Raw genomic sequence first — 25,578 nt, forward strand, 5'->3', positions numbered from 1 at the left:
TCCCATGTCGATCACTGGACGTGGCGGGAGCGTCGTCGCGGTACCGCCGACCTGCCGCGGACTACGCTGGGTGGGTGAGCACACAACGGGTATTCGCCGCGCGCCTGGCCGGGTGCGCCGTCTTCGACCCCGTGGGCGACCGGCTCGGCAAGGTCCGGGACGTCGTCATCGTGTACCGAAGTACCGCGGCACCCCGCGTGATCGGCCTCGTGGTCGAGATCCCCGGCCGCCGTCAGGTGTTCCTGTCCATCGGACGCGTCACGTCGATCCGCTCCGGCCAGGTCATCAGCACCGGCCTCATCAACGTGCGCCGCTTCTCACCGCGCCCCGGCGAGGTGCGCGTGCTCGCGGAGCTGCTCGGACGCCGCATGAGCTTCAAGGACGGCAGCGGCACGGCCGTGCTCGAGGACGTCGCGATCGAGCCCAACCGGCTCGGCGAGTGGGCGGTCAGCCAGCTCTTCCTGCGTCGTCCCAAGACGAGCGCCTCGCCGTTCGCGAAGGGCTCCACGACCTTCGCCGCCTGGAACGAGGTCGACGAGGAGCGTGCGCCGGGAGAGTCGCAGTCCGCCGAGCAGCTCGTCGCGTCGTACTCGGAGCTGCATGCCGCCGACCTCGCGAACACGCTGCTCGATCTCCCTCAGCAGCGCATGATCGAGGTCGCCGAGGAGCTCTCCGACGACCGCCTCGCCGACGCGCTCGAGGAGATGCCCGAAGACGAGCAGGTGCACATCCTCGACCGGCTCGGCGACGAGCGCGCCGCCGACATCCTCGACCAGATGGAGCCGGACGACGCCGCGGACCTGCTGGCGCAGCTCCCCCCGAACCGCCTGGAGCAGCTCCTCGAGCTGATGGAGCCGGAGGAGGCGGAGGACGTCCGCATGCTTCTGCGCTACGGCCCCGACACGGCCGGTGGCCTCATGACTCCCGAGCCGATCATCCTCTCGGCCGACGCGACCGTCGCCGAGGCGCTCGCCCTGATCCGTCGCCACGAGCTGCACCCGGCCCTCGCCGCGGCCGTGTTCGTCACGCTGCCGCCCTTCGAGACCCCGACGGGTCGACTGCTCGGGGTCGTGCACTTCCAGCGGATGCTGCGCTATCCGCCGCACGAGCGGCTCGGCGCGATCGTCGACGACAGCCTCGAGCCGGTGCCCGTCACGGCCTCCGCCGCCGAGGTCGCCCGCCTCCTGGCGAGCTACGACCTGGTCTCGCTCCCCGTCGTCGACGCGGCGCACCGCCTGGTCGGCGCGATCAGCGTCGACGACGTTCTCGACTACCTGCTGCCGGACGACTGGCGCACCCATGACATCGAAGAGGTGTCCGACACCACCCCGGAGGTGCGCTGATGGCTCGCTCCCCTCGCCTCGACGCCCCGCTGGGCCGTGGCACCACGCGCACGAAGCCCACCTCCCGCGACCGGTTCGGCCGCTTCACCGAATGGGTCGCGCGTGCCATGGGAACCCCGGCGTTCCTGCTGCTCCTCAGCCTGTTCTGCATCTTGTGGATCGGGTGGAACACGCTCATGCCGGACCACCTGCGCTTCGACGACGCCGCCCTCGGGTTCACGGCGCTGACGCTGATGCTCTCGCTGCAGGCGTCGTACGCGGCGCCGCTGATCCTGCTCGCCCAGAACCGACAGGACGACCGCGACCGGGTTCAGATCGAGCAGGACCGCCAGCGCGCCGAGCGCAACCTCGCCGACACGGAGTACCTGGCACGGGAGATCGTCGCCCTGCGGATGGCCCTCGAGGAGCGCAACTCGCACACCGTCACCCGCGACGTGCTGCGTCAGGAGCTCAAGGCGCTGCTCGCCGAGCTCGGCGACGCCGACACCCCCGCGGCGGACGCCGAGGCCCCGTCGGCCCCCGCCGCTCCCCGTACGGGTCCGATCGCCACCCGCGCCCCGCGGCCTCGACCATGAGCTCCGCGGAGGACGTCCGCCGCGCCGTGGCCGCCGTCATGGATCCGGAGCTGCGGCGACCGATCGGCGAGCTCGACATGGTCCGCGAGGTATCGGTCGACGGCGATCGCGCCCAGGTCGGCATCGTCCTGACGATCGTCGGATGTCCCGCCGCGAGCCGCATCGAGTCCGAGGTGCGCGGTGCCGCGGCATCCGTGCCCGGCATCGCCGACGTCGCGGTCGAGGTCGGCGTCATGACCCCCGAGGAGCGCCGCGCGCTCACCGACCGGCTGCGCGACGGACGCGCGCCTCGGCAGATGCCGTTCGGGCCGGAGTCCCTGACCCGCGTGATCCTCGTCTCCAGCGGCAAGGGCGGGGTGGGCAAGTCGACCGTCACGGCGAACCTCGCGGTGGCGCTGGCGGACCTGGACCTTGCGGTGGGCCTCGTCGACGCGGATGTGCACGGGTTCTCGATCCCGGGCCTCCTCGGCATCCCGGTCGGGACCCAGCCCACGCGCATCGACGACCTCATGTTGCCTCCCGTCGCGCACGGCGTGAAGACCATCTCGATCGGCATGTTCCTGCGGGAGGGCGAGGGCGCGGTCGCCTGGCGAGGGCCGATGCTGCACCGCACGGTCTCGCAGTTCCTCACGGACGTGCACTTCGGCGACCTCGACGTGCTCCTGATCGACATGCCGCCGGGCACGGGAGACATCGCCATCTCCATCGGGCAGCTGCTGCCCCACGCCGAGGTCCTCGTCGTCACCACGCCCCAGGCCGCCGCCTCCGAAGTCGCGATCCGCAGCGGCCTCGTCGCTCGCCAGACCGGCCAGCGCGTGATCGGGGTCGTCGAGAACATGGCCGCCCTCACACTGCCGGACGGCACCGTCCTCGAGCTCTTCGGCTCCGGCGGAGGAGCGGCGGTCGCCGAGGCGCTCTCCACCGCCGAGTCGAGCGTGCCGCTCCTCGCCTCGATCCCGCTCAGTCCCGCTCTGCGCGCGGGAGGGGACGCCGGGGCGCCGGTCGTGCTCTCGGCGCAGACGGATGCCGCGGCGGCCGCGGTCCGCGGGCTCGCTCGGACGCTCGCCCGCCGGGGGAGGAACCTCGCGGGCCGCTCCCTGCCCGTGTCGCTGAGCTGACCGCTCGCCGGTCGGTCCTCCCGTTCCGGGCGACGTGGGAGAATGGGCGGATGCCGTCCGCGCCGCGCACCGTGACCGTCGACGACCCGCTGCTGCGCGGGATGGCACGGGATGCGGCCTTCGTCTCGCTCACCCGCCCGACGGCCATCGTGATGTGGGGCGCCCTGCTCGGAGCCCTGGTGCTCAGCATCCTGAACCTCTCGACGCGCACCGCCGCCGGACCGGAGGCCGTGGGATCGGCCGCCTGGCTGCCCCCGGCGATCGTCGGAGTGCTGCTCTTCGCCGTGATCATGACGAACGCCACCACTCGGCGCGCGGTCCGGGCCAGCATGCCCCCCGGGACGACGGTCGCGATCGCCCTGCAGGACGACGGTCTCCGGATCCGCAGCGGTGAGCGCCGTTCGAGCATCGACTACCGGACGTTCCAGTCGCTGCGGGCGGGCAGGGACGCCGTGGTGCTGAAGATCCGCGACGAGGCGGTGCTCACCGCCCTGCCGCGGGCGCTCTTCACCGACGCCGACCTCGTCGTGCTCCGCGAGCGCATCGCGCGCTGACGCGGGATCGGGTCAGGTCGCCTCGGCGTCGAACGGCGGCAGGTTCGCGGCGCTGAACTCCGCCGGGGCACGGCGCGGCGCGGGCTCGGCGATCGCGGATGCCGCGGCCGGGGACACCGGCTTCGGGTCTTCGAGCAGGGCGTCCCGGATGATCCGGCGCGGGTCGTACTGACGGGGATCGAGCTTGCGCCAGTCGACGTCGTCGATCTCGGGACCCATCTCCTCCCGCACCCGGGAGCGGGTGTCGCGGAGGTACTCCCCCGCCCGTCGGACGACGCGGGCGAAACCCTCGGCCATGCGCGGCAGCCGCTCGGGGCCCACGATGAGCACCGCGATGAGACCGATCAGCAACAGCTTCTCGAAGGTCAGGCCGAACTGCATGTCTCCAGGCTACCGCCGCGCCTGCGCTCTCCCGGCGCGGGGAGCCAATACTCTGGGAAGGTCACAGCGCAGACGGGAGGATCAGACCATGAGCGAGCACGACGCGAACGCGCGTTTCATCCGCGAGTCCATCGTCGAGCCCGATGCGATCGCCCGTGCCCGGGCGCACGGCCTCGAGCTGGGCGCCGCGCCGATCAGCCCCGCGGTGGGGTCGCAGATCGCCGTCCTGGCCGCCGCCACCGCCGCCCGATCGATCGTCGAGATCGGCACGGGAGCCGGCGTCTCCGGACTCTGGCTCCTGAGAGGCGCCCCCCAGGCGGTCCTCACGTCGATCGACAACGAGCCGGAGCACCTGGCGGCCGCCCGCCAATCGTTCGCCGACGCCCGGATCCCGGCCACGAAGGCCCGGTTCATCACGGGCCGTGCCGCGGATGTGCTGCCGCGCATGAATGAGGCGTCCTACGACATCGTCCTCGTCGACGCCGACGCCGACAACGTCATCGACTACGTCGAGCACGGACTGCGTCTGGTGCGCACCGGGGGCATGGTCCTCGTCCCCCGCGTCCTCGCGGGCGGACGCGTGGCCGACCCCGTGCAGCGCGACGAGGTGACCTCGGCGTACCGCTCGCTGATCCAGGCCACGCAGGAGTCCTCCGCCGTGCTCGCCACCGTGTCGCCCGCCGGGGAGGGTCTGCTCCAGCTCATCACCGTTCCAGAGCGCGACTGAGCGCGAACGCGACCGACCGGACTCCGCACACGCGAAAGGGCGGCGGATCCGATGATCCGCCGCCCTCGTGCGGTCCGCGCAGACGGACCGAGCTGTCTCAGGCCGGTGCCACGACGGCGGCCAGCACGTCGTGAAGCTCCTTGGCCTCGGCGTCGTTCACGGAGACGACCAGACGGCCTCCTCCTTCGAGCGGAACACGCACGATGATGAGTCGTCCTTCTTTCACGGCCTCCATGGGACCGTCGCCGGTCCTCGGCTTCATCGCTGCCATCGCGGCTTCCTTTCCTCGGTGGTATGGGAAGAGTTTATCGGTGTCGCCGGGACCTGGAAGTCACCTGGGAAGAAATACCGCGTCGCGTCGTCGTCACGGAACCTGCCAGTAGGTGTTGCCAAGGGTGTACATGGCGTGGATCCAGACCCACTGGAGCGCGAGGCAGCCGGCCAGCACGACGAGCCGCCACGTGCGCGAGCGGGGCACGGCCGCCGCGCCCCACAGCGGGCTGACCGGAAGGAGGAGGCGGAACGTGCTCGACTGCGGGAAGAACACGGCCAGGAGGTACACGAGGTAGCTCGCCGTCCAGAGCCGCAGGTCCGCCCCCAGCGCCTTCACCGCCGGCAGGGCCAGGAGGGCGAGCGCTGCGAGCGCCACCAGCAGCACCAGCGCCACCGGACCCCAGGCCGACGGCATCCCCCACTGCGTGAACCAGAAGCCGGAGGCCTGGATCCATCCCTCGAAGGGCACGAACCCTCCGGCGCCGCCCCCGATCCAGGGGCGGCGCCAGGCGAGCTCGGTCGCCAGGTACGCCCCCGCCTCGCCGGTCGCGATCCCGGCGATCACCTGCCAGGAGAACCCCGCCACGGTGGCGAGCGCGCCGAGCGCGAGGATGTGCACGACCTCCGAGCGCCGGAGCGGCTCGGTGCGACGACCCCGCCAGCGTGCGATGCCGTGCAGCCCGAGGAAGAGGGCGAAGGCGAGGATGCCGGGGCGCGTAAACGCCATCACCGGGATCAGCAGGTACAGCCGGGCGTACCGGCGTCGGGCGACCGCGTCCAATGCCAGGAACAGCAGCAGGAGGAACAGCGTCTCGGCGTACCCCACCTGGAACAGCGCCGCGAGCGGCCCCGTGGCGAAGAACACCACCGCCCACATCGCCGCCGACCCGCCGATCCGGTCCCGCAGCAGACGGTGCAGCGCCAGGCACGCCAGGTATCCGGCGACGACCGAGAGCAGCAACGCCCCCATGCCCCACGACCCGAAGACGACACCGAGGGCCTTGGCGGCGTACGCGAAGACGGGCATGAACGCCCACGGGTTCTCCCGCACCTCGCCGGAGGGTCCGAGCGGGAGCTCGGTCGGGTACCCCTGCTCGGCGATGAGCCAGTACCACTGCGCATCCCAGCCGACGACGAAGTCGACGAGGCCCGCGCCGGCCCCGAAGCGCGACAGCGAGGTCGAGAGCGACGCCGCGGCGAGGAGGAACCCCGTCGTGATCACGCGCGCGATCAGATAGACGACGGCGATCCGGGCGGCCAGCGGTATCCCCGCCCAGCGTCGCGCCGCGGTCAGGGCGAGGTCAGCCACGCCCGGAGCCCCCGCTCCACGGCATCGATCTGGGCGAGAGGCACGCGCTCCTCGTCGTGATGCGCCAGGTGCGGGTCGCCCGGGCCGTAGTTCACGGCCGGGATGCCGAGGGCCGAGAAGCGGGCGACGTCGGTCCAGCCGTACTTGGGCCGCGGCTCGGCGCCGACCGCCTCGACGAACTGCTGCGCGATCGGCGCATCGAGTCCGGGTCGCGCGCCCTCGGCGGCATCCGTGATCTCGACGTCGAAACCGGCCAGCACGCTGCGGATGTGCGCCTCGGCATCCGCCGCCGTCTTGCTGGGGGCGAAGCGGTAGTTGACCTCGACCTCGCACGCGTCCGGGATGACGTTGCCGGCGACGCCGCCCGAGATGCGGACCGCGCTGAGGCTCTCGCGGTACAGGAGGCCTTCGACCATGACCTCGCGGGCGCGGTATTCCGCGAGCCGGCTGAGGATCGGAGCGGCGCGGTGGATGGCGTTCTCGCCGATCCACGCCCGGGCGCTGTGCGCGCGGACGCCGCTCGTGCGCACGATGGCGCGGAGGGTCCCGTTGCAGCCACCCTCGACCTCGCCGTTGGACGGCTCGCCGAGGATCGCGAAGTCGGCGTGGAACAGGTCGGGACGATCGGCCGCGAGCAGCCCCAGCCCGTTCTTGGAGGCCTCGACCTCTTCGTTGTCGTACCACATCCAGGTGATGTCGACCGCGGGCTCGGTGAGCTCGGCCGCCAGCTTGAGCTGCACGGCCGTCCCGCCCTTCATGTCGACCGTGCCGCGGCCCCACAGATGCGGCTGACCCTCGATCGCCACCAGGCGGGTCGGCAGGTTCGCGTTGATCGGCACCGTGTCGATGTGCCCGGCGATCGCGACGCGCTGCGCACGGCCGAGAGAGGTCCGGGCCACCACGGTGTTGCCGTGCCGCAGCACCTCCAGGTGCGCGAAGGGGGTCAGCGCCTCCTCGATGGCATCGGCAAGGGTGTTCTCGTCGCCGGACACGCTGGGGATGTCGCAGATCGCGCGCGTGAGGTCGACGGAGGATGCGGTCAGATCGAGCACCATTCCCCCAGCCTAGGACGTCGGGCTGCACGGCTGTGCACCGCGCACGCAGCGGGCGCATACCTCCGAGACGCTAGCGTGGGAGCATGACTGCGACGCGCACGGTATGGGGTATCGGACTCACCACGACGGCCGGGGACGGCACCGTCCTGGACGCCTGGTTCGCAGAGCTGGGCACCGGCGCGCTGCCCGAGAGCAGCGGGTTCACCGGAGACGGTCAGACGGGTCCCGACGAGCGTCGGAACGTGACCGTCGAGACCGTGCGCCTCGAGATCGACCTCGATGTCGCTCCTGCCTCGACGGCCGACGCGTACCTGCGTCTGCACGCGCTCTCGCATCTGCTGGTGCGCCCCAACGAGCTGAACCTCGATGGCATCTTCGCGCACCTCCCGAACGTCGCCTGGACCAACGCCGGTCCCGTGCACCCCGACGACGCCGCCCGCCTGCGCCCGCTGCTGCAGAGCGTGGGGATCCAGGTGCAGGGACTCGACAAGTTCCCGCGGCTCACCGACTACGTGCAGCCCCGGGGAGTCCGCATCGCGGATGCCTCGCGCGTGCGTCTCGGCGCGCATCTCGCCCCAGGCACGACCGTGATGCACGAGGGGTTCGTGAACTTCAACGCCGGCACCCTCGGCGCCTCGATGGTCGAGGGGCGCATCTCGCAGGGGGTCGTGGTCGGCGACGGCAGCGACATCGGCGGCGGCGCGTCGATCATGGGCACGCTCTCGGGCGGCGGCTCGCACCGGGTGTCGATCGGCGCCCGCACCCTGCTCGGCGCGAACGCCGGCATCGGCATCTCTCTCGGCGACGACTGCGTGGTGGAGGCCGGCCTGTACGTCACCGCCGGCACCAAGGTCGTGCTGGCCGACGGCCCGGTCACCGCCGACGGCACCCGCACGACGGTCAAGGGCGCGGAGCTGTCGGGGCGGAACGGCCTGCTCTTCCGGCGCAACTCGCTCAGCGGCGCGGTCGAGGCCGTGCGCCGCGCGGGTGTCGGCGTGACCCTGAACGAGGCGCTGCACGCCTGAGCGCACCGACCGCGCCGCCTGCAGCCCGCTCGCAGGCGGCGCTGATAGGATGAATCGTTGCCCGGACCGCCGGTCCGGCAGATCGTCGTCGTCACGGGGTCTCTGAGGACCGGAGCGAGTCACCCGGCTCCCCCCACCAGCATTCGCTGGCCTTTCGTACGGCGAACCGGAGCGCTGGTCCCCGACGAGCGCGTTCGCCCACCTCACCCCACTATCGTGCGCTGCGTGCGCACGGACGGAGCATCCATGCCCACCTTCCTCGACCTCGGCGTGCCCGCCGAACTCGCCGCCGTCCTCGCCGACTCCGGCAAGACCGAAGCGTTCGCCATCCAGCGCGACACCCTGCCCGACTCCCTGGCCGGCCGCGACCTCCTCGGCCGCGGCCGCACCGGCAGCGGCAAGACGATCGCGTTCGCCCTGCCCCTCGTCGCACGGCTCGCCGCCTCGGGCAAGGCCCGCCGTGCGGGCCTCCCGCGCGGACTCGTCCTCGCCCCGACGCGCGAGCTGGCCACGCAGATCGCGGCCACCGTCGCTCCCCTCGCGGAGGCCGTGGGCCTGCGCGTCACGACGGTCTTCGGCGGCGTCAGCCAGCGCCCGCAGGAGCAGGCGCTTCGCGGCGGCGTCGACATCGTCGTCGCCTGCCCGGGTCGCCTCGAAGACCTCATGAAGCAGCAGATCGTGCGGCTCAGCGCCGTCGAGGTCGCCGTGCTCGACGAGGCCGACCACATGGCCGACCTCGGTTTCCTGCCTGGTGTCACACGCATCCTGGCCGCCACCCCGGCCGGGGGTCAGCGCCTGCTGTTCAGCGCCACGCTCGACCGCGGCATCGACACCCTCGCCCGCCGCTTCCTCGTGAACCCGGTGAGTCACGAGGTCGACGAGGCCAGCGTCCCCGTCGGCGAGATGACGCACCGGGTGCTGGTCGTCGACTCCACCGAGAACAAGACCGCGCTCGTGCGCGACCTGGCCTCCGGAACCGGACGGCGCATCCTGTTCACGCGCACCAAGCACCAGGCGAAGAAGCTCGCGAAGCAGCTCACCGCCTCGGGCATCCCCGCCGTCGACCTGCACGGCAACCTGTCGCAGAACGCCCGCGAGCGCAACCTCGGCGCCTTCTCCACGGCTCCCGAGGACGGCGGCGTGCGCGTGCTCGTGGCGACCGACGTGGCCGCGCGCGGCGTGCACGTCGACAACGTCGACCTCGTCGTGCACGTCGATCCCCCCGTCGAGCACAAGGCGTACCTGCACCGCTCGGGCCGCACGGCCCGCGCAGGCGCCGCGGGCACGGTCGTGACCGTGGTGCTGCCCGAGCAGCGTCGCGACGTCAAGGACCTCCTGCGCAAGGCCGCCATCTCGGCTCCGCTCGAGAACCTCACGACGGATGCCGTGACCGAGCTCGTCCCCGAGCGCGCGGCGCACGTGCGCCCCGCGCCGGCCCAGCCCGTCCAGCGACAGGCTCCGAAGCAGCGCCCCGTCGGCGGCGAGAAATCCAGCGCGGCCACTCCCCCGTCGCGGCGCCGTCGTCGCCCGCGTTCGGGCGGCCAGGGCCAGGGCGGTCTCTCCCATCAGGGCGGTTCGTCGCGCCAGGGCGGCCAGTCCCGTCAGGGCGGTGGCGGCCGCGGCTACCAGGGGCGCTGACCCGACGCCTCACCCCGTACCGTGAAGGGCCGCTCTCCCCGGAGGGCGGCCCTTTCCGTCGGCGCGGACGGCGTCAGACCGAGCCTGCCGCGTCGCTCCGGACGGCTCGCAGCACCTCGGGATCGCCGCAGCCGCGGACGAAGTCGTCCAGCCGGCGGCGGATCTCGAAACCGAGGATCCCCGCACCGATGCGCTCCGCGACCGGCGCCAGCCATGCGGGGCGGCAGGTGAAGTTGTACTTCCAGACGGCGAGCGTCCCCGTGCCGTCCTCCGACGGCGTGAAGCGCCATCCGCCGCCCAGCTTCTCGAAGAACCAGGGTCCGCGCTCCATCACCATCCCCACGTTCGACGGCGGGGCGTAGGAGACGTACCTGCTGACCGTCGAGAACCCGAACCTCTGGCGCGTGAAGGTGCGCACGTCCTTCGCGGGCGCCTCGGCCCCGTCGAGGAAGTGCTGCTCGCTGATGAAGCGATCCCAGTGCCGGCGCGTCGCTCCCGTGGTCTGCGAGACGGCGAAGGCTGTGGCCGGATCGACCGGCACGAAGGCCTCCGCATGGACGACGGGCATCGGACGCTCGCCGGGTCGGCTCAGCGGGTCGGGAACGAGCGCTCGGGCGAACCCACGTACAGCTGCTGCGGGCGGCCGATCTTGGTCTGAGGGTCGAGCTGCAGCTCTCGCCACTGGGCGAGCCAGCCCGGCAGTCGTCCGATCGCGAACAGCACGGTGAACATGCGCGTCGGGAAGCCCATGGCCTTGTAGATCACACCCGTGTAGAAGTCCACGTTCGGGTAGAGGCGACGCTCGCGGAAGTAGTCGTCGGCCAGCGCGATCTCCTCGAGCTCCTTCGCGAGGTCGAGCAGCGGGTCGGTGACCCCGAGCGAGGCGAGCACCTCGTCGGCGGCCTCCTTGACGAGCTTCGCGCGCGGGTCGTAGTTCTTATACACCCGGTGCCCGAAGCCCATGAGCTTCACGCCCTCTTCCTTGTTCTTCACCCGCTCCACGAAGCGCGCGACGCTCTGGCCCGAGTCGCGGATCTGGCCGAGCATGGTCAGCACCGCCTCGTTGGCGCCGCCGTGGAGGGGGCCGGAGAGAGCCTGGATGCCGGCGGAGATCGAGGCGAACTGGTTCGCGCCGGTCGAGCCGACCAGACGGACGGTCGAGGTCGAGGCGTTCTGCTCGTGGTCTTCGTGCAGGATCAGCAGCAGCTCGAGTGCCCGCGCCATGACGGGATTGATCTCGTAGGGCTCGGAGTGCACGCCGAAGTTGAGCTTCAGGAAGTTCTCGACGAACCCGAGCGAGTTGTCGGGATACAGGAATGCCTGACCGACGCTCTTCTTGTGCGCGTACGCCGCGATGACCGGCAGCTTGGCGAGCATGCGGATCATATTGAGCTCGACGTGCTCGGGGTTGTGCGGGTCGGTCTGGCCCTCGTAGTAGGTCGACAGGGCCGCGACGGCGGACGACAGCACCGACATGGGGTGCGCCGTGTGCGGCAGCGCCGAGAAGAAGTGCTTGAGGTCTTCGTGGAGAAGCGTGTGACGACGGATCTTCTCGTCGAACTCGGCCAGCTCGGAGGCCGACGGCAGCTCGCCGTAGATCAGCAGCCAGGCGACCTCGAGGTAGCTCGTCTGCCCGGCCAGCTGCTCGATCGGGTATCCGCGGTAGCGCAGGATGCCCTTGTCGCCGTCGATGAACGTGACCTCGGACTTCGTCGAGGCGGTGTTCACGAAGCCGTAGTCGAGGCCGGTGTAGCCGGTCTGCCGCGTCAGCGTCGAGAAGTCGATGCTGTTGTGGCCGGCAGTGCCCTGCAGCAGGGGGAATTCGGCCGTCGTGTCGCCGATCGTCAGCTTCGCCGTGGCCTGCTGGTCTGCCGCTGCACTCACGCGGACCTCCTCTGGGTTTCTGCCCGTCAGTCTGTCTCGTCTCGCCCGAGCGGGCCGGTCATCCTTGGAACCGAGCCGCATGCGGGCGGGCGATCACTCGGCGCTCAGCACCAGGCCGGGTCACGACCGAATCGCCTCTACAGCCTAGTAGGCGCATGCGCCTACTGTTGCATCCGCCAAACGGATGGCCGTCACGAGGGGGAAACCTACAGAACCCCTATCGAGCGGCGTCGTGGAGACGGCGCGCCGCCGCGGCCACGCGCTCCGTCGGCGCGGTCAGCGACAGCCGGACGTGCTGTGCGGCGCTCGTCCCGTAGAAGGGCCCCGGTCCGACGAGGATGCCGAGCTCGGCGAGGCTCCGAAGGGTGTCCCACGCATCGCGTCCCTCGGTCGCCCAGAGGTAGAGCCCGGCCTCGGACCCGTCGATCCGGAAGCCCGCGGCCTCGACGGCGGGGCGGAGGAGGTCACGCCGCTCGCGGTACAGCTCCTTCTGCGCCGCGACGTGCGCGTCGTCGGCGAGCGCCACGGCCATGGCGTGCTGCACCGGGGCCGGCGGCATGAGCCCGAGGTGCTTGCGGGCGGTGAGGAGCCCGGCCACGATCCGCGAGCATCCGGCCACGAAGGCGGCGCGGTACCCCGCGAGGTTCGACTGCTTGCTCAGGGAGTACACGCTCAGCAGTCCGGCGCGGGAGCCTCCGGTGACGCGGGGATCCAGGACCGACGGGACCGGCTGCGAGGCCCACGCGCCGTCCCACCCGAGCTCGGCGTAGCACTCGTCGCTCGCGAGGACGGCTCCGAGTTCGCGAGCGCGGGCGACGGCGGCGCTCAGCTCGGCGACCGTCCAGGTGCGCCCGTCCGGGTTGCCCGGGGTGTTGATCCAGATCAGCTTCGTGCCCTCGGGCCAGTCCGAGGGGTCGTCCGCCGGCATGGGGCTGGCGCCGGCCACGCGCGCCCCGACCTCGTACGTGGGGTAGGCGACGCGCGGATGCACCACGACGTCCCCCGGCCCGAGACCGAGGAGGGTCGGGAGCAGCGCGACGAACTCCTTGGAGCCGATCGTCGGCAGCACGTTGTCGGTCGTGAGGTCGGCAACGCCGCGGCGACGGGCGTACCAGTCGACGATGGCCTCCCGCAGCGCTACGGAGCCGACGGTCTGCGGGTAGGCGTGGGCGTCGGTCGCCTCGGCGAGCGCGCGGCGGACGACCTCCGGCGTGGGGTCGACGGGCGAGCCGACGGACAGGTCGACGATGCCGTCAGGATGCCGTGCCGCCAACTCGCGGAACGGGACGACCGCATCCCAGGGATAGTCGGCCAGGTCGTGGACGCTCATCCCCGGTTCACTCGCCCTGGGGCGGGAGCGCGGCGATGATGGGGTGGTCGTGGGCGATCACGCCGACCTTGGCCGCCCCGCCGGGCGAGCCGATCTCGTCGAAGAACTCCACGTTCGCCTTGTAGTAGTCCTGCCACTCGTCGGGCAGATCGTCCTCGTAGTAGATCGCCTCGACCGGGCACACCGGCTCGCACGCCCCGCAGTCCACGCACTCGTCCGGGTGGATGTACAGCGACCGCTCCCCCTCGTAGATGCAGTCGACGGGACACTCGTCGATGCAGGCGCGGTCCTTCACATCGACACACGGCAGGGCGATCACATACGTCACCGCTCCAGTCTACTTCCCGTGCCCGTCGGCGCGGCCTCCGCCCGGGTGCGGCGACCAGGTCGGCGCGGAGGGCACCGAGGTGATCAGCGGCGGCGGAGGGATGTCGGACGCCGGAGTCTCCGAACGCGCCTCCGGGCGCCGGAACGACGGCCAGGCGACGACCAGCAGCACGATGCCGGCGATGAGGTAGGTCCAGATGCGGCCCGCGACGGTGTCTTCGACGACCACCGATCCGCCGGGCCCGACGCCGGAGATCAGCACGAGCATCCCGAGCATCCCCAGGCCTGCGGCGAGCGCGGCCCCGCGGTCGTGCGTCAGGGCGCGCACCGCGATGAGGATGGCGGCGCAGGCGATGGCCCCCACGATCAGGCCGACCGGCACGGGACCCCACGCGAGGCTGTGGCCGATGGTCCCCGCGACCCCGTAGACGCCGCCCACCAGGGCCACGGCGACCCACGACACGATCCTCGACACCCAGCTGACGCGCACGTTCCGATCCTACGCGCGTCTCCTCCCCTCAGACGGCCAGGCCCAGCAGCCGCAGGAGCGCCGCGACGAGCGCGGCGGCGAACACGACGACGAGGAACGACTGGCGCAACCACAGCAGGCCGGCCGCGACGAGGAGGGCGGGCACGCGGGCGTCGACCACGATCGCCTGGCCGTCGCCCAGCGTCTGCACGGCGACCAGCGCCGCGAGAAGGGCGACCGTGAGCAGGTCCGAGATGCGGGCGGGCCGGGGCGCCTCGAGCACGCGCGGGGGGACGAGGTAGCCGACGGCCTTCAGCGCCAGGCAGATCAGCGCGGCGAGCAGGATGGCGCTCCAGAGGCTCATGCGGGTCCTTCCTGCACGGCGTCTCCGCCCGGCGCGGGCGGAGACCACCAGTTGAACCACCCGACCGCGATCGCCACGAGCGCCGCCACGAGCACCGGGAGCCCCGGCATGAGGAAGGGCGTCAGGGCGGCCGCCACGACGGCTGCCGCGACGCCGACGGCGACGGCCTGGCGACGCTGCAGCCGCGGCCACAGCAGGGCGAGGAAGGCCGCGGCGGCAGCGGCGTCGAGCCCCCAGGTCTTCGGGTCGCCGAGGACGTCGCCCACGAGAGCCCCGACGAGGGTCGTGACGTTCCATCCGACGAAGATGCCCACACCGGTCACCCAGAAGCCGACCTGTCGCAGCCGCGGATCGCCCTGGGAGATCGCGACCGCCGTGGACTCGTCGATCGTGAAGTGCGCCGCCAGGGCGCGGCGGGCCGGGCTCCCCGCGACGACGGGCGCCATCCGCATGCCGTAGGCGACGTTGCGGACGCCGAGGAGCGCGGCGGAGGCGATGGCGGAGGGCAGCGCGGCCAGTCCGCCGGCCGTGAAGACGCCGACGAAGGCGAACTGCGATCCGCCGGTGAACATCAGCAGGCTCAGCACGCAGGTCTGCCACACGTCCAGTCCCGCGGCCACCGCCAGGGCACCGAACGAGATGCCGTACGCGCTGGTCGCGAGGACGACCCCGAGCGCCTCGCGCCAGACCTCGCGCTCGGCGCTCATCGGGCGGCCGTCCGCATCGTTCGACACAGTGAACACATGGTCATCATTGTGAACACACCGGAGCGCCTAGTCAAGCGAACGATCGTTTGACATGATGAACGGATGGATGACCTCCGCGCCCGCATCGCCCGCACCCTCCGCCGCGAGCGCGAGGCCGCCGGACTCTCGGTCTCCGAGCTGGCACGCCGGGCCGGGGTGTCGAAGGCCACGGTCTCCCAGCTGGAGAGCGGTGCCGGCAACCCGAGCGTCGAGACCCTCTGGGCGCTCGGCGTCGCGCTCGACGTCCCGTTCGCCGTCTTCGTCGACCCGCCGTCGCACGGTCCCACCCTGATCCGCGCGGCCGACCTCGCCGGCGTGCCCTCCGCGGCCGCCGCCTACAGCGCCACGTTGCTGGCCGCCAGTCCTCCGGGAGCACGGCGGGACCTGTACCTCATCACGGCCGAACCCGGTGCGGCCCGGCGCTCCGACCCGCACCACCCGGGCACCATCGAGCACGTCGTGCTGATGTCCGGTGCGGCGCACGTCGGCCCCGCCGACGCACCCGCGCTCCTCTCCCCGGGCGACTACCTCACCTATCCCGGCGATGCCCCGCACGTCTTCGAGGCCACGGCGCCGGGCACCAACGCGGTGCTGATCTCGGAACTCCGCTGACCGCGGTCGGGCGTCAGTACCAGTCGGTCGCCTGCGAGTGGCCCCAGGCGCTGCACGGGGTGCCGTAGACGGACGAGATGTACCCGAGCCCCCAGGCGATCTGGGTGGCCGCGTTGGTCTCCCAGTCGCTGCCCGCGGAGGCCATCTTGCTGCCCGGGAGAGCCTGCGGGATGCCGGTGGCTCCACTGCCCCCGTTGTACGACCGGTAGTTCCAGCTCGACTCCTTCTGCCACAGGGAGTTCAGGCAGGAGAACTGGTCGTCGCCCCAGCCGTAGGTGCTCGCCGCCATCGACCGAGCGGTCGCCTTCGCGCCATCCGGGGTGTTCGCGGCGGCGAGAGCGGCCGCCTCGGCCTCGGCCTGCGCGATGGCGGCAGCCGCGGCATCCTCGGCCGCCTTCTTCTCCTGCGCGGCGGAGAACGCGGTCTGCAGCTCTGCGGTTGCACCGGCGACCTCCTGACTGCGGCTCTCGGCCTCGACCGCGACGACGGCGAGCTCGAGCGCGGGAGTCTCGGCACGTTCGGCCAGGGTCTCCATGTCCTCCTGGAGGGCGGCGGTGTCCACGGCCGTCGGGGTCGCGCCGAGATCGAGGCCGGACGCGGCGACGTCGGCGTTCAGCGCCTCGGCGGCGGTGAGGGAGTCCTGCGCCGTCCGCAGCGCCTTGGCGGGCTGGTCGGGCACCTGGATCATGTGCGAGGAGGGCCAGGCGACCTTCGCGGCCGCGCCGCTCGCCGAGAGGTCGGCGCGCTCGGCTCCGGCCGCGGGCGCCGACACGAGGCCGGCGGTGAGCGCTGCGCCGAGCGCGGCGCCGACGGCCGCGGTGAGGATCAGCGCGGGGCGGCGCGACCGCACGGCGGAAAGGGCGGAGGCGGCCTCGTGGGCGCGCCGGGAAGCACGGGTGTGGGGATGATGCAGCAAGGAATCGACTTTCGGGTCGTCGAGCGCCCGGACCTGCGTGCAGGGCGGCACATCGGGAGCCGACTCGGCGGGCGCAAGTCATCGATTCTGCACCCCCACTCTGGACGACCCCTTTGTCGGGGCTGGACAGAACCTTGGCGGGACCTGGCCTTTTCATGAGAAAGGCCCCGCGACCGCCAGACGGCGGCGCGGGGCCCTCTCTCGGGTCTCGAAGAGACTCAGGCGTTCGCGTCCTGGCGCTTGAGGCGAGACGCCTCGCGCGCACGGGTGTTCGCGTCCAGGTTGACCTTGCGGATGCGCACGATCTCGGGCGTCACCTCGACGCATTCGTCGTCACGGGCGAACTCGAGGCTCTCCTCGAGCGTGAGCACGCGCGGCGGCGTCATCGACTCGAACGTGTCGGAGCTCGCGGCACGCATGTTCGTGAGCTTCTTCTCCTTGGTGATGTTCACGTCCATGTCGTCGGCGCGCGAGTTCTCGCCGATCACCATGCCCTCGTAGACCTCCTGCGTGGGCTGCACGAAGAACGACATGCGCTCCTGCAGGGCGATCATGGCGAACGGGGTGACGACGCCCATGCGGTCGGCGACTATCGAGCCGTTCTGGCGCGTGGTGATCTGACCGGCCCACGGCTCGTAGCCGTGCGAGATCGCGTTCGCGATGCCGGTGCCGCGCGTCGTGGTGAGGAACTCGCTGCGGAATCCGATGAGGCCGCGCGACGGGACGATGAACTCCATGCGCACCCATCCGGTGCCATGGTTCGTCATGTTCTCCATGCGGCCCTTGCGGTTCGCGAGGAGCTGCGTGATGGCGCCGAGGTGCTCCTCCGGCGTGTCGATCGTGAGGTGCTCGAAGGGCTCGTAGGTCTTGCCGTCGATCTTCTTCGTGACCACCTGCGGCTTGCCGACCGTGAGCTCGAAGCCCTCGCGGCGCATGTTCTCGACGAGGATCGCGAGCGCCAGCTCGCCGCGGCCCTGCACCTCCCACGCGTCCGGCCGGCCGATGTCGACCACCTTGAGCGAGACGTTGCCGATGAGCTCCTTGTCGAGGCGGTCCTTGACCATGCGCGCGGTGAGCTTGTGCCCCTTGACCTTGCCCATGAGCGGCGACGTGTTCGTGCCGATGGTCATGGAGATGGCGGGGTCGTCGACCGTGATCGCCGGCAGCGGCCGGACGTCCTCGGGGTCGGCGATGGTCTCGCCGATCGTGATGTTCTCGAACCCGGCGACGGCGACGATGTCGCCGGGGCCGGCGGACTCGGCCGGGTAGCGCTCGAGCGCACGGGTCTTCAGGAGCTCCGTGATGCGGGCGTTGCTGGTCGTGCCGTCGGCGCGCACCCAGGCCACGGTCTGGCCCTTCTTGAGCGTGCCGTTGAAGACGCGCAGCAGCGCGAGGCGTCCGAGGAACGGGCTGGAGTCGAGGTTCGTGACCCAGGCCTGCAGCGGGGCCTCGTCGTCGTAGGCCGGGGCCGGCACGTGCTCGAGGATCGCCTCGAACAGCGGCTCCAGGTCGTCGTTGTCGGGGAGCGAGCCGTCGGCCGGACGGTTGCTCGAGGCCGCGCCGGCACGACCGGAGGCGTAGACCACGGGAACGTCGAGCAGGGCGTCGACGTCGAGGTCGGGAACGTCGTCGACCAGGTCGGAGGCGAGCCCGAGCAGCAGGTCGTGCGCCTCTTCCTCGACCTCGGCGATGCGCGCGTCGGGGCGGTCGGTCTTGTTGACCAGGAGGATGACGGGCAGCTTCGCCTCGAGCGCCTTGCGCAGCACGAAGCGGGTCTGCGGCAGCGGACCCTCGCTGGCGTCGACGAGCAGCACGACGCCGTCGACCATCGAGAGACCGCGCTCGACCTCGCCGCCGAAGTCGGCGTGGCCCGGGGTGTCGATCACGTTGATCGTGATCTCCTGGCCCTGGGCGTGCTTGCCCTTGTAGGTGATCGCCGTGTTCTTGGCGAGGATCGTGATGCCCTTCTCCCGCTCGAGGTCGTTCGAGTCCATCGCGCGCTCCTCGACGTGCGAGTGTTCGCCGAACGAGCCCGTCTGACGGAGCATCGCGTCGACGAGGGTGGTCTTGCCGTGGTCGACGTGGGCGACGATTGCGACGTTTCGAAGGTCAGAGCGGAGGGCGTGCGCCATGCAGGAGTCCTAAAAGGGTGTGGGTGTGCGCCGGGAAGCCGACGTTCCAGGATAACGCACGCGCACGGCCCACGGCTGGACGGAGGCCGTACCATCGGGAAAATGACTCCTGCACCCGCTGTCCCCGAGCGCCCGGAGACGGATGCCGCGGCCTCCTCGTCGCGCGGAGCGGCGCCCTGGCGCGTCCGGCTGCGGTGGGAGATCGTCATCGTGCTGGCACTGGGGCTCGGCCAGTCCGCGGTCTACGCCGTCGTGCAGCTCGCGTACCGGCTGACCGACGAGACCCCGCTCGCCGACCAGACCGCCACCCTCAACCCCTCGCGCAGCGACCGCGAGGTCTTCGACCTGATCTACCAACTGCTCTCGATCGGCTTCTCGCTCGTGCCCGTGCTGCTGGTCGGGTTCCTCCTGTGGCAGAGCCGGCGTCCGCATCTCGGCAGGCTGGGGCTCGACGGCACCCGGATCGGTCGCGACGTCGGCCGCGGCATCCTCCTCGTGCTCGCCATCGGCATCCCCGGCCTCGCCCTCTATGTCGTCGGGCGCGCTCTGGGGATCTTCGTCGCCGTCGACCCCGCCGGCCTCGACGCGCATTGGTGGACGGTGCCGATCCTGCTGCTGGCGGCCGCCCGGGCCTCGCTCGAGGAGGAGCTCGTCGTGCTCGGGTACCTCTTCGCGCGGCTCCGCCGACTCGGCTGGAGCCCGGTCTGGATCGTCGTCGCGACCTCGGTGCTGCGCGCGACCTACCACCTCTACCAGGGCCCGGGTGCGTTCATCGGCAACCTGGCCATGGGCCTGCTGTTCGGGTGGCTCTACCTGCGCACGGGCCGCCTACTGCCGTTCCTGGTGGCGCATTTCCTGATCGACGCGACCGTGTTCGTGGGCTATCCCTGGGCCGCGGCGACGTGGCCCGAGCTCTTCGGCCTCCCCGGGTAGCCGAGCGCCGCGCGCACCGCGCGGCCGCCGCTCAGCCGGCGTTGACGACCAGCACGGCGCCGACGGCCCACAGCACGAGGGCGGCGAGGGCGATGAGCGCCCGCACATCCCACTCGCGCCGGATCGGGCCATCCGCCGAGGCGGGCGCCGCCTCCCAGCGGCCCCGGATGTCGGAGAGGGCGAGGATGCCGGTCGGCGCCTGGGCGGTCTCTCCCTCGCTCCCCCGTTTGCGCGGCGGGCGCGACCGGGCCGGTCCGCCGTAGCACGTGACGACCGAGTCGTCGTCGAGCGAGAACTGCAGCTGCCACCGGAAGTCGATGTCGCGCACCCGCCGCCAGCCGAAGCTCGTGCGTCGGAGCATGTTCTGCACCACCACGCCCTGTGCGTCCACGCGCACGGCGGAGACGAAGCTCAGCTCGTACACCGCCCACAGCCCCAGCAGCACCCACGGCGCCACGAGGAGCATCTGCATCCAGCTGCCGCGCACGACCGTGTCGCCGAGCAGGAACAGCGCGAGCAGCGAGGTGAGGACGAGGACGACGGGTCCCGAGGACGCGCGGTAGACGCGCGCGTCCTCGGGACGCTCGGGGTTCGTCACGGTCAGTGTCCGCCGAGCGTGATGGATGCGCCCGGAATCGCCTGGAGCAGACGTTCCGTGTACTCCTGCTGCGGGTTCGCGAAGATCTCGTCGACCGTGCCCTGCTCGACCACCTTGCCGCGCTCCATGACGCAGACCAGGTCGCTCGAGACGCGCACCACCGCGAGGTCGTGCGTGATGAACAGGTACGTGAGGTCGAGCTCCGACTGGAGGTCGGCGAGCAGCTTCAGGATCTGGTCCTGCACCAGGACGTCGAGAGCCGAGACCGCCTCGTCGAGCACGACGATGTCGGGCTTGAGCGCGAGAGCCCGGGCGATCGCGACACGCTGACGCTGACCACCGGAGAGCTCGTTCGGGTACCGGGTCGCGAGGGCCCGCGGCAGCGCGACCTGGTCGAGCAGCTCCTCGACCCGCGCCCGGTGCGACGCCCGGTCGCCGACGCCGTGGATCTGCAGCGGCTCGGCGATCGTGTTGCCGATGTTGCGCAGCGGGTCCAGCGACCCGTACGGGTCCTGGAAGACCGGCTGCATGCGGCGGCGGAGGCCGAACGCCTGCGCGTTCGAGAACCCGGAGACATCCTGCCCGTCGATCTCGATCGTGCCGGCCGTGGGCTCCTCGAGCTTGAGCACCATCTTCGCGACGGTGGACTTGCCCGACCCCGACTCGCCGACGAGGGCGAGCGTCTTGCCCCTGGGAATCTCGAACGACACGTCGTCCACGGCGCGGAACGCCTCGCTGCGGAAGCCGCCCTGACGGATGCGGTAGTCCTTGGTGAGTCCGGCCACGCGCACCGTGGGCGGGATGTCGGCGAGGTCCTCGAGGGTCTCGACGCCGCGATCCTCCACCACCGCCTGGATGCGCTGCGAGGCGACGCTGGGCGCGGCGGCGACCAGGCGCTTCGTGTAGGGATGCTGCGGATCCTCGAGGATCTGGCGGCTGGGCCCGGCCTCGACGATGTTGCCGCCGTTCATCACGATGATCTTCTCCGCGCGCTCGGCCGCGAGGCCGAGGTCGTGGGTGATCAGGAGCACCGAGGTGCCCTTGTCGCGCGTGAGCGACGCCATGTGGTCGAGGATGACCCGCTGCACCGTCACGTCGAGGGCCGAGGTCGGCTCGTCGGCGATCAGCAGCTTCGGGTCGGCCGCGAGGCCGATGCCGATCAGCGCACGCTGGCGCATGCCGCCCGAGAACTGGTGCGGGAACTGGTGCAGGCGCCGCTCGGCGTCGGCCAGGCCGGCCTGCTGGAGCACCTCGACGGCGCGGTCCTTCACGCCCTGGCGTCCCTGGGCGATGCCGTTGGCGCGGATCGCCTCCTTCACCTGGAAGCCGATGCTCCACACCGGGTTCAGGTTCGACATCGGATCCTGCGGGACGAAGCCGACGTCGCGGCCGCGGACGTTCTCCATCGCCGTACGGCTGAGCGTCGTGAGCTCGCGGCCCTCGAGCGTGATGGAGCCGCCGGTGACGGTGCCGGTGCCCGGCAGGAGGTCCACGATCGCGGTCGCGGTGGTGGACTTGCCCGAGCCGGACTCGCCCACGATCGCGACGGTCTCGCCCGGCATGACGTCGAAGCTGACGCCGTGCAGGACCTCGCGCATGCCCTCCTGGGTGCGGAAGGCGACCGTGAGGTCGCGGACGCTCAGCAGGGGGACCTGGTCGGTGATGCGGTCGCTCATCGGCGGGCCCTCGCCTTCGGGTCGAGGGCGTCTCGGATGAGCTCGCCCAGGGTCACGAACGCGAGCACCGCGAGGGTCAGCGCGATCGACGGATAGATGAGCGCCATCGGGGCGACGCGCAGCGCGGCCTGGGCCTGGCTGATGTCGTTGCCCCACGACATGACGTTGCTGCCGAGGCCGACGCCGAGGAACGACAGCGTCGCCTCCGCGACGATCGCCGCGGCCAGGGCCAGCGTCGAGACCACGAGCAGTGGCGCGATGGCGTTCGGCACCACGTGGTTCACGAGCGTGCGGAACTTCGACAGGCCCAGCGAGCGCGAGGCGACGACGAAGTCCGCCTGCCGCACCCGCAGGATCTCGGCGCGGACGACACGGGCCGTCGAGGCCCACGCGAACCCGCCGATCGCCAGCGCCAGCGTCCACACCGACCGCGCGTCCGAGAACACCGTCATGACGACGACGGCGGCCAGGATGTACGGGATGGCGAAGAAGATGTCGCCGATGCGCGACAGCAGCGCGTCGAGCCACCCGCCGTAGAAGCCGGCGAGGGCGCCCATGATCAGGCCGAGGAAGGCCGAGATCAGGGTCGCGATGATGCCGACCGCGAGCGAGGTCTGCGCGCCGTAGATCAGCCGCGAGTAGATGTCGCAGCCCTGGAACGTGTAGCCGAGCGGGTGCCCGTCTGCCGGTCCCTCGTTGCTGAACATGAGGTCGCAGCTGCGCGGGTCGACGTTGGTGAACAGCGACGGCCAGGCGGCGATGACCACGAACAGGGTCGCGAGGACGACCGAGAACCAGAACAGCGGGCGGCGGCGCAGGTCGCGCCAGGCGTCGCGCCAGAGGTTGCTGGGCTTCTCGGCGATGCGGACGGCGTCGACGGCGATCGACTCCGTCTCGACGGGGGCCACGTAGTGCTTCTGAGTCGTGGGATCAGACATAGCGAATCCTCGGGTCGAGCAGACCGTAGAGCAGGTCGATGACGAGATTGACCAGCACGTACAGGATGACGAAGACGGTCACGAAGGAGACCACGGTCGGGCCCTCACCGCGCTGGACCGCCTGGAACAGGGTGTTGCCCACGCCGGGCACGTTGAAGATGCCCTCGGTGACGGTCGCGCCGACGAGCAGCACGCCGAAGTTCGTGGCGGAGTTGGTGATCACCGGGATCAGCGAGTTGCGCAGCACGTGCACGGGGATCACGCGTCCGCGCGAGAGCCCCTTGCTGTAGGCGGTGCGCACCCAGTCCTGGTTCAGCGTCTCGATGACCGAGCTGCGCATCAGACGCATGCTCACCGCGAAGAGGCTGAACCCGAGCACGATCGCCGGCAGCCACAGGCCGCCCCAGTCGTTGTCGGCGCCGACGGTCGGGCTGAACCAGCCCCACTGGATGGCGAGGAAGTACTGCGCCAGGAAGCAGAGCACGAAGATCGGGATCGCGATCGCGACGAGCGCCACCAGGAGGGCGACGTTGTCGAAGACCTTGCCCTTGCGCAGGGCGGAGATCGTGCCGATGATGATCGCCAGCGTGAACTCGATGCCGATCGCCATGACCGCGAGACGGCCGGTGACGGGCAGGGTGTCCGCGAGGACGGCCGAGACCGGGCGACCCGAGAAGGTCGTGCCGAGGTCGCCCTGGAACACGCCGGTGATGTAGTACCAGTACTGCACGATGAACGGGTCGTTCAGGTGGTACTGCTCGCGCAGGGCGTCGACGAGCGCCGGGTTCGGCGTCCGGTCGCCGAACAGGGCGAGGATGGGGTCTCCGGGCATGGCGAAGACCAGGAAGTAGATGAGCAGGGTGGCCCCGAAGAAGACCGGGATCACCTGCAGGAGTCGTCTGAGGATGTAAGAGAGCATCCGCTGTCCCTTTCTGAGGAACGCGAGCAGGTCGGGTGACAACAGCCTACGAGGCGGTGACGATCTCCGTCACCGCCTCGCGGGCTGTTGCGCGTCGGACCTTACTTGGTCTTCGTGATCTCGTAGTACAGCGGGACGGAGTTCCAGCCGAAGGTGACGTTGTCGACACTGTCGCCGTAACCGCCGGTCACGTTGGAGTACCACAGCGGGATCGCGGGCAGGTCGTTGAACAGGATCTCCTGCGCCTTGGTGAAGTCCTCGATCTGCACGTCGGCGTCAGGGTTGCTGATGCCGGCGGAGAGCAGCTCGTCGAACTCCGGGTTGGAGTAGTCGCCGTCGTTGGAACCGGCGTTGGTCGCGTAGAGCGGGCCCAGGAAGTTGTACAGACCCGGGTAGTCCGCCTGCCAGCCGGAGCGGGCCGCGGTCTTGATCGTGCGGTTGTTGATCTCCTCGCGGATGACGGCGAACGTCGGGTACGGTGCACCCGAGGCGTCGATGCCGAGCGTGTTCTTGATCTGGTTGGTCACCGCGTCGACCCACTCCTGGTGGCCTCCGTCGGAGTTGTACGCGATCTGGAACGAGCCCTCCCACGGCGCGATGGCGTCGGCCTCGGCCCACAGCTCCTTCGCCTTCTCCGGGTCGTAGCCGAGGACCTCGCTGCCGGGGACGGAGTCCGACCAGCCGTCGATGACCGGCGACGTGAAGTCGGAGGCCGGGGTGCGGGTGCCGGAGAAGATCTTCTCCGTGATCTGCTCGCGGTCGATGGACATCGAGATCGCCTGGCGGCGGAGGATGCCCTCCTCACCGGAGAAGTGCGGCAGGAACTGACCGATCGTGAACGACTGGAAGACGGCCGACGGCTGGTTCACCGCACGGTCGCCCAGGTCGTCCTGGAAGGTCGGCAGCGATGCGGCCGGGATCTGGTCGATGACGTCGACCTGGTTGCCCTGCAGGTCCGCGTAGGCGGCCTCCTGCGTGGCGTAGAAGTTGATCGTCAGACCGCCGTTCTGCGCCTTGCGGCCGCCCTGGTAGTCGTCGTTGCGCACGAGGTCGATCTGGACGTCGTGCTGCCACGCGCCCTCGCCGTCGAGCATGTACGGGCCGTTGCCGATCGGGTTCTCGCCGAACGCCTCCATGTCCTCGAACGCGACGTCGGGGAGCGGGTAGAACGCCGAGTAGCCCAGGCGGAGGGCGAAGTCGGAGGCCGGCTTGTTGAGCGCGATCGTGAACGTGTAGTCGTCGACCTGCTGCAGACCGGTGAGCTCCGAGTCCTCGTCCCAGCTGAAGCCCTCGATGTCCTCGAAGAAGTAGCTCGAGAGGTGCTGGTTCGAGGCCTTGGCGCCCTCGTTCCAGGCCTTGATGAAGTTGTCGGCGGTGACCTCTTCGCCGTCGGTGAAGGTCTGGCCTTCCTTGAGCTTGACCGTGAGGTGCTGCGGGTCCTCGGTCGTGATCTCCTCGGCCATGTCGTTGACCGGCTTGCCCTCGGCGTCGTAGTAGATGAGCCCGGCGAAGATCTCGTCGAGGATCTTTCCGCCGCCGACCTCGTTGGTGTTGGTCGGGATCAGCGGGTTCTCGGGCTCGGAGCCGTTGGTCGTGATGATGGCGTCCGGGTCGACCTCGCCGCCGGCGCTTCCGCCGTCGGAGTTGCCGCCGCCACCGTTCGCGCAGCCCGCGAGCGCCAGGGCGCCGATCGCGAACAGCGCGGTGCCCGCAAGGGCGATCTTGTTGCGCTTCAC

The 25,578-nt window shown here is 70.9% G+C and carries 27 protein-coding genes; 9 read left to right on the forward strand and 18 right to left on the reverse strand.

The features are described from left to right. Positions 1-74: 74 nt before the first annotated feature. From AB3M82_RS03225 to AB3M82_RS03240, 4 genes are read left to right on the forward strand one after another with little or no spacing between them, the layout of a single operon-like run. Positions 75-1,343: a magnesium transporter gene (locus AB3M82_RS03225; protein WP_412955545.1), complete on the forward strand. Its 1,269-nt coding sequence runs from the start codon at positions 75-77 to the stop codon at positions 1,341-1,343. Continuing rightward, positions 1,343-1,918: a DUF1003 domain-containing protein gene (locus tag AB3M82_RS03230; protein WP_412955546.1), complete on the forward strand. Its 576-nt coding sequence runs from the start codon at positions 1,343-1,345 to the stop codon at positions 1,916-1,918. Before AB3M82_RS03225 ends, AB3M82_RS03230 begins: the two co-directional genes overlap by 1 nt. Beyond that, positions 1,915-3,036, forward strand: a complete 1,122-nt coding sequence (locus tag AB3M82_RS03235; RefSeq protein ID WP_412955547.1) for an Mrp/NBP35 family ATP-binding protein — start codon at positions 1,915-1,917, stop codon at positions 3,034-3,036. Before AB3M82_RS03230 ends, AB3M82_RS03235 begins: the two co-directional genes overlap by 4 nt. A gap of 50 nt (positions 3,037-3,086) precedes the next feature. Continuing rightward, positions 3,087-3,590, forward strand: a complete 504-nt coding sequence (locus AB3M82_RS03240; RefSeq protein WP_412955548.1) for a YcxB family protein — start codon at positions 3,087-3,089, stop codon at positions 3,588-3,590. 12 nt (positions 3,591-3,602) lie between these two features. Here AB3M82_RS03240 and AB3M82_RS03245 read toward each other — a convergent pair whose 3' ends face one another. Beyond that, on the reverse strand, positions 3,603-3,971 hold the full coding sequence (locus AB3M82_RS03245; protein ID WP_412955549.1) for a twin-arginine translocase TatA/TatE family subunit: 369 nt from the start codon (positions 3,969-3,971) through the stop codon (positions 3,603-3,605). Positions 3,972-4,059: 88 nt separating this feature from the next. Between AB3M82_RS03245 and AB3M82_RS03250 the strand changes: the two genes are divergently transcribed. Then, complete coding sequence (locus AB3M82_RS03250; protein ID WP_412955550.1) at positions 4,060-4,698, forward strand: O-methyltransferase; 639 nt, start codon at positions 4,060-4,062, stop codon at positions 4,696-4,698. Between the two features lie 97 nt (positions 4,699-4,795). Here AB3M82_RS03250 and AB3M82_RS03255 read toward each other — a convergent pair whose 3' ends face one another. From AB3M82_RS03255 to dapE, 3 genes are all read right to left on the reverse strand, one after another. Next, complete coding sequence (locus AB3M82_RS03255) at positions 4,796-4,969, reverse strand: DUF3117 domain-containing protein (protein ID WP_017203323.1); 174 nt, start codon at positions 4,967-4,969, stop codon at positions 4,796-4,798. A 93-nt stretch (positions 4,970-5,062) separates the two neighbouring features. Further along, a complete protein-coding gene (locus AB3M82_RS03260) occupies positions 5,063-6,280 on the reverse strand; it encodes a hypothetical protein (protein WP_412955551.1) in 1,218 nt (405 codons plus the stop codon). Then, positions 6,262-7,335, reverse strand: coding sequence for a succinyl-diaminopimelate desuccinylase (gene dapE / locus AB3M82_RS03265; RefSeq protein WP_412955552.1), 1,074 nt, complete (start codon positions 7,333-7,335; stop codon positions 6,262-6,264). Before dapE ends, AB3M82_RS03260 begins: the two co-directional genes overlap by 19 nt. An 83-nt stretch (positions 7,336-7,418) precedes the next feature. On the opposite strand from dapE, the gene dapD reads away from it, so the two are divergent. Both dapD and AB3M82_RS03275 read left to right on the forward strand, forming a co-directional pair. Beyond that, a complete protein-coding gene (gene dapD, locus AB3M82_RS03270; protein ID WP_412955553.1) occupies positions 7,419-8,360 on the forward strand; it encodes a 2,3,4,5-tetrahydropyridine-2,6-dicarboxylate N-succinyltransferase in 942 nt (313 codons plus the stop codon). A gap of 246 nt (positions 8,361-8,606) precedes the next feature. Beyond that, positions 8,607-9,998 carry a DEAD/DEAH box helicase gene (locus AB3M82_RS03275; protein ID WP_412955554.1) on the forward strand — a complete coding sequence of 464 codons (1,392 nt, stop codon included), beginning with the start codon at positions 8,607-8,609 and terminating at the stop codon, positions 9,996-9,998. Between the two features lie 73 nt (positions 9,999-10,071). Here AB3M82_RS03275 and AB3M82_RS03280 read toward each other — a convergent pair whose 3' ends face one another. The 7 genes from AB3M82_RS03280 to AB3M82_RS03310 form a co-directional block, all read right to left on the reverse strand. Further along, a complete protein-coding gene (locus tag AB3M82_RS03280) occupies positions 10,072-10,566 on the reverse strand; it encodes an SRPBCC family protein (RefSeq protein WP_412955555.1) in 495 nt (164 codons plus the stop codon). A gap of 20 nt (positions 10,567-10,586) precedes the next feature. Beyond that, a complete protein-coding gene (locus AB3M82_RS03285; protein WP_412955556.1) occupies positions 10,587-11,882 on the reverse strand; it encodes a citrate synthase in 1,296 nt (431 codons plus the stop codon). Positions 11,883-12,099: 217 nt separating this feature from the next. Continuing rightward, positions 12,100-13,212, reverse strand: a complete 1,113-nt coding sequence (gene dapC, locus AB3M82_RS03290) for a succinyldiaminopimelate transaminase (RefSeq protein WP_412955557.1) — start codon at positions 13,210-13,212, stop codon at positions 12,100-12,102. Between the two features lie 7 nt (positions 13,213-13,219). Beyond that, positions 13,220-13,540: a ferredoxin gene (gene fdxA, locus AB3M82_RS03295; protein WP_404917461.1), complete on the reverse strand. Its 321-nt coding sequence runs from the start codon at positions 13,538-13,540 to the stop codon at positions 13,220-13,222. Positions 13,541-13,549: 9 nt separating this feature from the next. After that, complete coding sequence (locus AB3M82_RS03300) at positions 13,550-14,029, reverse strand: histidinol dehydrogenase (protein ID WP_412955558.1); 480 nt, start codon at positions 14,027-14,029, stop codon at positions 13,550-13,552. Positions 14,030-14,057: 28 nt separating this feature from the next. Beyond that, the gene (locus AB3M82_RS03305; RefSeq protein WP_412955559.1) at positions 14,058-14,372 is read right to left on the reverse strand and encodes an AzlD domain-containing protein; all 315 of its coding nucleotides are present in this window, start codon (positions 14,370-14,372) and stop codon (positions 14,058-14,060) included. Then, entirely contained in the window at positions 14,369-15,079 is a 711-nt protein-coding gene (locus AB3M82_RS03310; protein WP_412957993.1) for an AzlC family ABC transporter permease, read from the reverse strand. The genes AB3M82_RS03305 and AB3M82_RS03310 overlap by 4 nt, the downstream gene beginning before the upstream one ends. A 102-nt stretch (positions 15,080-15,181) precedes the next feature. Between AB3M82_RS03310 and AB3M82_RS03315 the strand changes: the two genes are divergently transcribed. Continuing rightward, positions 15,182-15,730 carry a helix-turn-helix domain-containing protein gene (locus tag AB3M82_RS03315; protein ID WP_412955560.1) on the forward strand — a complete coding sequence of 183 codons (549 nt, stop codon included), beginning with the start codon at positions 15,182-15,184 and terminating at the stop codon, positions 15,728-15,730. 13 nt (positions 15,731-15,743) lie between these two features. On the opposite strand, the gene AB3M82_RS03320 is transcribed toward AB3M82_RS03315, so the two are convergent. Together AB3M82_RS03320 and typA are read right to left on the reverse strand one after the other, a co-directional pair. Continuing rightward, complete coding sequence (locus tag AB3M82_RS03320; RefSeq protein WP_412955561.1) at positions 15,744-16,646, reverse strand: aggregation-promoting factor C-terminal-like domain-containing protein; 903 nt, start codon at positions 16,644-16,646, stop codon at positions 15,744-15,746. A 218-nt stretch (positions 16,647-16,864) separates the two neighbouring features. Beyond that, a complete protein-coding gene (typA, locus tag AB3M82_RS03325; protein ID WP_412955562.1) occupies positions 16,865-18,778 on the reverse strand; it encodes a translational GTPase TypA in 1,914 nt (637 codons plus the stop codon). Between the two features lie 102 nt (positions 18,779-18,880). On the opposite strand from typA, the gene AB3M82_RS03330 reads away from it, so the two are divergent. Continuing rightward, positions 18,881-19,711, forward strand: coding sequence for a CPBP family intramembrane glutamic endopeptidase (locus AB3M82_RS03330; protein WP_412955563.1), 831 nt, complete (start codon positions 18,881-18,883; stop codon positions 19,709-19,711). 31 nt (positions 19,712-19,742) lie between these two features. Here the strand turns inward: AB3M82_RS03330 and AB3M82_RS03335 are convergent, their stop codons facing one another. From AB3M82_RS03335 to AB3M82_RS03355, 5 genes are all read right to left on the reverse strand, one after another. Further along, positions 19,743-20,309: a PH domain-containing protein gene (locus AB3M82_RS03335; protein ID WP_412955564.1), complete on the reverse strand. Its 567-nt coding sequence runs from the start codon at positions 20,307-20,309 to the stop codon at positions 19,743-19,745. Positions 20,310-20,311: 2 nt separating this feature from the next. Continuing rightward, positions 20,312-21,985, reverse strand: a complete 1,674-nt coding sequence (locus AB3M82_RS03340) for a dipeptide ABC transporter ATP-binding protein (RefSeq protein WP_412955565.1) — start codon at positions 21,983-21,985, stop codon at positions 20,312-20,314. Continuing rightward, positions 21,982-22,923 (reverse strand): ABC transporter permease, encoded by a 942-nt coding sequence (locus tag AB3M82_RS03345; RefSeq protein ID WP_412955566.1) that lies wholly within the window; start codon positions 22,921-22,923, stop codon positions 21,982-21,984. The genes AB3M82_RS03340 and AB3M82_RS03345 overlap by 4 nt, the downstream gene beginning before the upstream one ends. After that, positions 22,916-23,842 carry an ABC transporter permease gene (locus AB3M82_RS03350; RefSeq protein ID WP_412955567.1) on the reverse strand — a complete coding sequence of 309 codons (927 nt, stop codon included), beginning with the start codon at positions 23,840-23,842 and terminating at the stop codon, positions 22,916-22,918. The genes AB3M82_RS03345 and AB3M82_RS03350 overlap by 8 nt, the downstream gene beginning before the upstream one ends. A gap of 101 nt (positions 23,843-23,943) precedes the next feature. Next, positions 23,944-25,578, reverse strand: a complete 1,635-nt coding sequence (locus AB3M82_RS03355; protein ID WP_412955568.1) for a peptide ABC transporter substrate-binding protein — start codon at positions 25,576-25,578, stop codon at positions 23,944-23,946.

This window comes from Microbacterium californiense, from assembly GCF_047246625.1.
Lineage (GTDB): Bacteria > Actinomycetota > Actinomycetes > Actinomycetales > Microbacteriaceae > Microbacterium.